The sequence below is a fragment of the Oribacterium sp. FC2011 genome (assembly GCF_000701645.1).
In the GTDB taxonomy this organism is placed as follows: domain Bacteria; phylum Bacillota; class Clostridia; order Lachnospirales; family Lachnospiraceae; genus Oribacterium.
Window position 1 is genome coordinate 1 of sequence record NZ_JNJM01000047.1, and the last position, 6,120, is coordinate 6,120.

Here is a 6,120-nt window from a genome sequence, read left to right on the forward strand (position 1 = left end):
TAGCATAGCATTACATAAGAAGTGTGGTTTTAGAGAAATAGGATATAGAGAAAGAATCGCGAAGGACAGATTTGGAGAATGGCAGAATACAACCCTGATGGAGTATAGAGCTTCATAAGAACGAGAGATATTATCATAGAACCGATGCGCAGCTTGTACAGTTTGCCGGCTGGAAACCGGATTATGAAAAATAAGTAAATATCAAGCTTCAGAGACAGTGGCCTGAATACAGGGTCACTGTCTTTTGTTGTATTTACAAGATGTGCGTGGGCTTTTATGATTAGAGAAGGAGAAAAAGAATTTTTAGCAGGGGAAACAGTGGGGAATTCTATTTATGAAAATTCAAATTTGCACGAGTAACCTCTATCATTTAGAGATAGAGGTTTAAATCGTTAATCTGAAAGTCTGCCAGGATACATAATTAAAGCTCACCGCGAACTCTACCCCAGTTTCTGATTGGCATGGTCCACTTCTTGGTAACCTCAAATGTAGTAAGATAAAGAGCCTTCATCAGCGCCTGAGGGCTAGGAAATATAGCTCTTTGCTTGTTCAGTCTGCGATAGCATGAATTCAGGCTTCGAAAAGCTGAGGATTGATCCATAAAATGGTATATGATGTCATTCATACCATAACAATGGATGATTAAAAACAAAGACAGCTATGTTTTATCTGCATTTTGGCAGGAAACATAGCTGTCTATTTTTGATCTATTTACAAAAGGTTTTGCTTAATTTGAAATAAACCATTTTTTTACCACTTATGACATATTTTACTGTAAAAACAAACAAAACTATTACAATATTGTATAGGCGTATATTACTGTTTTGTAGATTTTATTTAAAATGAACAAAACCTTACAGAGCCAGTAATAGCAGGGGGGGTATGGGTCAAAAAAATTTTGTTTAAAAATTTTTAGTTTTACAGGTGTTTGGCAGTAAGTCCAAAAAGGCCTTAAAATTTAGTTAAATCCAAAAAAAACCAAAAAAAATTTTTAAAACCAAAAAAATTTTTTTGAGGAAAAATCCCAAAAATGAACAAAACCCTATCTTGTTCAAATAACATTGCAATATGGGAAACAGGGGAGAGTTTGAAATTTTTTCTGTAAATATGGGTATTCTATGATAATTTAGATTTAAGAGGGAGCAATCAGACTGGTTGCTTCCTTTTTCTGACTATATATTTATTAAAGATATAAGTCAATATCAGTTTGTGATTGTACCAAGGATTGTAGTATGATTATTTGCATATGCAATCGATAAATGGCAATTTGAAGAGGTGAAGCTATGGCATGGAAATGTCCGAAATGCGGCAGAGAGTTCAGCAGACAAAACCAGGACCATTACTGTGTGAAACCGCAGAATATTGATGAATACATTGCTGTCCAGGATGAGAAATATAAGCCCAGATTAATGGAGATCCGGGAGATCCTTCGTGATGCACTGCCGGACGCGGAGGAACGGATCTCCTGGTCGATGCCCACTTATTGGAAAGGTCGTAACATCATTCATTTCGCAGCATCAAAGAAACATCTGGGCATTTATCCCGGTGATGAGGCTACAGCTGTATTTACGGAAGAACTCTCCGATTATGACGTAAGCAAGGGCACGATACGGATTCCCTATGATCAGCCTTTACCGGAAGCACTGATCATAAGGATCGCAAAATGGTGCTTTGAGAACTATTCCAAATAAGGTGTAAAGATGGTATGAAGAACGCAATAGAGATCCGTTGTATTCGGGAAAACGAACTCGGCCTTCTCAAAGACTTTTTATATGAAGCCATATTCATTCCGGAAGGTGTGGAGCCGCCTTCGAGAGATATTGTAGAGAAACCGGAGCTGCGCGTATACACTGATGGTTTCGGTACAAAGTCTGGAGACAACTGCCTCGTCGCGATCCACGACGGAAAAAAAGTTGGGGCTGTCTGGACGAGGATCATGAATGATTACGGCCATGTGGATGATGAAACACCTTCATTTGCAATTTCACTGTACAAGGAGTATCGGAGAAAAGGGATCGGCACGAGACTTATGGAGGAAATGCTGGAGAACCTTCGTGATCAAGGCTATAAAAGAGTGTCTCTCGCTGTTCAGAAGGCTAACTATGCTGTGAAAATGTATCAGAAGACCGGGTTCAGGATCATGAATGAAAATGATGAGGAATTCATCATGGTATGTGAGCTTTAGAAATCGCAGCCATTTGCAGGTATATGCTTATGAAAAGAATAGATAACGACACGTTCTATGACTATATAAAGCAATATGATCCGGATAGTGAATATCATCTTGTCGGTGAAGTCGACTATCATCTGTTAAGTGATGATAAGCCTTATGAGGGGATGGAATCTCATAGGGAAGCATTGCGTGTGGTCTTTGAATGGCTGGCGAAGCAAAGCATAGGGAATAAAGAAAGAGCCCGGATCATGTTTGGTGATGACCTTGAGGATAAATTGCAGCCTTTGGTTTATGACATCGATAAGGCAAAGCTTTCTCAACTGGATCCGCAGGTGTTTTTCTACTGTCCGAATATTGTGAAGACTGTTTATTATGGCAGCGTCTTTTATGATGCAGAGTGGAAACCGGACGATGAGAATTGTGGAACAACGGTTCCTTACTGGTATGCATTGATGGAACCGGTACACGGCAGAAGAAACAAGCCCGAAGATTTCAAAGAAGTGAACAAAGCTCTGTTTCCGAACGGTACAGATACACTTGATATATATGAATGGACAACAGACTGGTCGGATTTTTTTGATGATGGACATGAATGGTATGGCGCGTGCTGCTGGAGTGTCTATGATAAGACCATGAACAGATATGCAGTAATGCTCGTATCAGCAACAGATTGATAAATACCAGTTTGTGGAGGATGTATAGATGAAGCTGAGATTGGCAAATTTGAACGAAGCGGAAATATGCTATCAATGTATTGAAGATGCGAGAGCCTACCACAAATCTTTGGGCTTTGAGCAGTGGCATCCTGATTATCCCACTGAACAGACAATTCTTGATGATATTGCTCAAAATATCGGATATGTGTTTGTGAAGGACAATGAAATCATTGGCTATTGCTGCATTATAATCGGCGATGAGCCCGCGTATGCAAAGATCGATGGAGCGTGGAAATCGGAAAAGCCCTACGCTGTGGTGCATCGAATGGCATTCATCAGTAGGGCCAGAGGAGGCGGGTTGTCACGTAATGCTTTTCAGCTCGTCAAAGATTTTTGCCGATTAAATTGCATTGACGCAATTCGACTGGATACACAGGAAGAAAACAAAGTGATGCAGCACATACTCAGCAGAGAAGGTTTTGAGTATTGTGGGTTGATTCAGTTCGGTGGTGGCCCAAAGCTGGCATATGAATGGGATAAATAAATTCCCGTTTGCAGAGATGTCGTTGGTAAGAGGGGTATGCCATGATACTTGAAACGAAAAGATTGATCCTCCGACCGTGGGAAGAAAGCGATGCGGAGAATTTATTTAAATATGCAAGTCATCCTGATGTGGGACCAATCGCAGGATGGGCGGTTCATACAAGTGTAGAGAATAGCCGTGAAATAATCCGGAGGGTTCTTTCAGCGCCGGAGACCTATGCTGTAGTACTAAAGGAATCAGGCCAGCCTGTTGGCAGCATTGGACTTATGCTTGGGAAAGCCAGCAATATTGGCCTTCCTGATTCAGAAGGTGAAATCGGCTACTGGATCGGAGTTCCGTATTGGGGACGAGGGCTGATACCGGAAGCAGTCAGGGAATTGATGCGCTACGGTTTTGAAAACCTGAAACTTAATAAAATATGGTGTGGTTACTTTGATGGGAATGAAAAGTCAAAACGTGTTCAGGAGAAGTGCGGTTTTCATTATCATCATACGGCCTATAATGTGCCATGTGCCATAGAGGGCGTTCTCCGAACGGAACACATAACATGCCTTTCCAAAGAGGAATGGCAGTCTGTCAGATAACTTCAAATTGTTATTATTTTTGCGGTATGTCTCCTGATATTTATTTTCTCAATGAGAGGATATGTTTCTATAAGGCTATGAAAATAAGTTAAGGGAGATAATTAAAATAGACAATCTTATTACGGAGACCGGCTATGAACACTAAACTTACAATAATCGTTGATAATACTTCAACAGGTTTGCTCAAAGGAGAATGGGGACTGTCCGTTCTTGTTGAATATAATGATAAAAAGATACTTGTAGATGCAGGAGCTTCTGACTTATTTTTGAAAAATATGCGGGGACTTGGAATTGAAGTAAAGGATATAGATTATGGTGTACTGAGCCATGCGCATTATGATCATGCAAATGGAATACCGGCCTTTTTCGAAAATAATGATAAGGCAGGCTTTTATATCAGGGATAGTGTTGATGCGAATTGTTATGGGAAGAAATTCATTTTCAGAAAATACATAGGTATACCACGAAACCTATTATGTAATTACCGCGACAGAATCATAATGGTTTCAGGTGATTACAAGATAATGGATGGAGTGTATCTGATTCCTCATAAAACAAAGGGGTTATCAGATATCGGGAAAAGAGAATCTATGTACAGGAAGACCTCAGCCGGGTGGATTCCCGATGACTTTTCCCATGAACAAAGCCTTGTTTTGGAAACAGAGAAAGGACTTTTGATAATCAATTCCTGTTCACATGGAGGGGCAGCAAATATCATTACTGAGATCAGAGAGACATTTCCGGAGAAGCATGTATATGGTCTTATAGGTGGATTCCACCTCTATAACAAATCAGATGAAGAGATACATCTTGTCGGAAAAAAGATCAGAGATACAGGGATAGATTATGTCTGTACCGGGCATTGTACTGAGAAACATGCCTATGAGATATTGAAAGAAGAACTTGGCGACAGACTTGAAAAGATGATGGTCGGACTGAAGAAGGAATTTTAATATGACGTTTTAATTCTGTATCTGAAGACAGGTATTATGGGCAGCAACGAGGAATAATATGAGTTATTTAATAAGGCCATTTTACAGAAAGATAATAATCTAAGCACAAAGAGGATAAAGAAAATGCTTGAAACAGAACGATTGATCCTTCGCCGTTGGAATGAAGGCGATGCAGAGGATTTATACAAATATGCCAGTGAACCAGATGTGGGTCCGATTGCTGGATGGCCTGCTCATAAGAGTATCGAAGAAAGCCTGGATGTAATAAAGAATGTGTTAAACGGGAAAGAGGCTTATGCTATCTGTCTGAAAGAAGAAGGCAAGGCTATAGGCGCAATCGAACTTAAGCTGAACGGGCATACAGATATGACTGAAAGAGATGACGAATGCGAGATGGGTTACTGGCTTGGGAAACCGTTCTGGGGACGGGGAATCATGCCGGAAGCAGTGAAGGAAATGCTGCGACATGCTTTTGAAGACTTAGGTATGAAGAAGATCTGGATCGGATATTATGAAGGTAATATCAAGTCCAAGCGTGTTCAGGAGAAATGCGGCTTTAGGTACCAATGGCGATCTGAGAATGTGGATGTACCTCTGATGCACGAGAAGAGAACAGGCCATGTAAGCCTAATGACAAAGGAAGACTGGCTATCAAAACAATAGAATCCGAGCTTGTTAAGTAGTTTGTAATACAGTTTTATTGACGAAATGGACGTTTTATGAAAAAGGATACCATATTTGGATGGATCAGGATTATCGCAGGACTTTTTATCTTTGCATTCGGAGTCCATCTTACTATTTTTGCAAATATAGGACTTGCTCCATGGGATTGTCTGGGTATGGGGTTGTCGTATCATACTCCACTCAATTACGGACTTTCAATGACCTTAATAGCGGTAACGGTTCTTGGAATCGATCTGCTTTTGAAGGAAAAAATAGGTTACGGGACCATCATAGATGCACTTCTTACTGGAAATTTCGTGCAGCTGTTTAACAGCATAAATCCGTTGCCTTTAAACAACAATCGGTGGCTGGGAATTGGAATAATGCTAGTCGGATTTGTATTTATGGCATTGGGAATGGCTGTATATATGAAAAGTGAACAGTGCTGCGGCCCGAGGGATGCTTTGCTTGTCGGGTTGGGGAAGAGAATGCAGAAAATCCCGATAGGAATAGTTGAGGTCTTTTTGTGGGCAGTTGTGCTCCTTGT

The 6,120-nt window shown here is 40.5% G+C and carries 8 protein-coding genes and 1 pseudogene; 8 read left to right on the top strand and 1 reads right to left on the bottom strand.

Annotated elements, in window-relative coordinates; translation table 11 throughout:
* Positions 1 to 392: 392 nt before the first annotated feature.
* A pseudogene (locus T357_RS22275) lies at positions 393 to 592 on the bottom strand (IS256 family transposase); the annotation flags it as partial.
* A gap of 691 nt (positions 593 to 1,283) precedes the next feature.
* Here T357_RS22275 and T357_RS0118010 point away from each other — a divergent pair.
* The 8 genes from T357_RS0118010 to T357_RS0118045 form a co-directional block, all read left to right on the top strand.
* Positions 1,284 to 1,691, top strand: coding sequence for an iron chaperone (locus T357_RS0118010; RefSeq protein WP_029201595.1), 408 nt, complete (start codon positions 1,284 to 1,286; stop codon positions 1,689 to 1,691).
* Between the two features lie 14 nt (positions 1,692 to 1,705).
* Entirely contained in the window at positions 1,706 to 2,185 is a 480-nt protein-coding gene (locus tag T357_RS0118015) for a GNAT family N-acetyltransferase (RefSeq protein WP_031555676.1), read from the top strand.
* Positions 2,186 to 2,214: 29 nt separating this feature from the next.
* Entirely contained in the window at positions 2,215 to 2,847 is a 633-nt protein-coding gene (locus T357_RS20670) for a hypothetical protein (protein WP_155991566.1), read from the top strand.
* A gap of 28 nt (positions 2,848 to 2,875) precedes the next feature.
* Positions 2,876 to 3,373: a GNAT family N-acetyltransferase gene (locus T357_RS0118025; RefSeq protein WP_031555682.1), complete on the top strand. Its 498-nt coding sequence runs from the start codon at positions 2,876 to 2,878 to the stop codon at positions 3,371 to 3,373.
* Positions 3,374 to 3,414: 41 nt separating this feature from the next.
* The gene (locus tag T357_RS0118030) at positions 3,415 to 3,957 is read left to right on the top strand and encodes a GNAT family N-acetyltransferase (protein ID WP_009984887.1); all 543 of its coding nucleotides are present in this window, start codon (positions 3,415 to 3,417) and stop codon (positions 3,955 to 3,957) included.
* Positions 3,958 to 4,091: 134 nt separating this feature from the next.
* A complete protein-coding gene (locus tag T357_RS0118035; RefSeq protein ID WP_031555688.1) occupies positions 4,092 to 4,910 on the top strand; it encodes an MBL fold metallo-hydrolase in 819 nt (272 codons plus the stop codon).
* 123 nt (positions 4,911 to 5,033) lie between these two features.
* Positions 5,034 to 5,573, top strand: a complete 540-nt coding sequence (locus T357_RS0118040; RefSeq protein WP_031555692.1) for a GNAT family N-acetyltransferase — start codon at positions 5,034 to 5,036, stop codon at positions 5,571 to 5,573.
* Positions 5,574 to 5,629: 56 nt separating this feature from the next.
* On the top strand, positions 5,630 to 6,120 hold a 491-nt coding region (locus tag T357_RS0118045), incomplete at its 3' end, for a YczE/YyaS/YitT family protein (protein WP_031555694.1).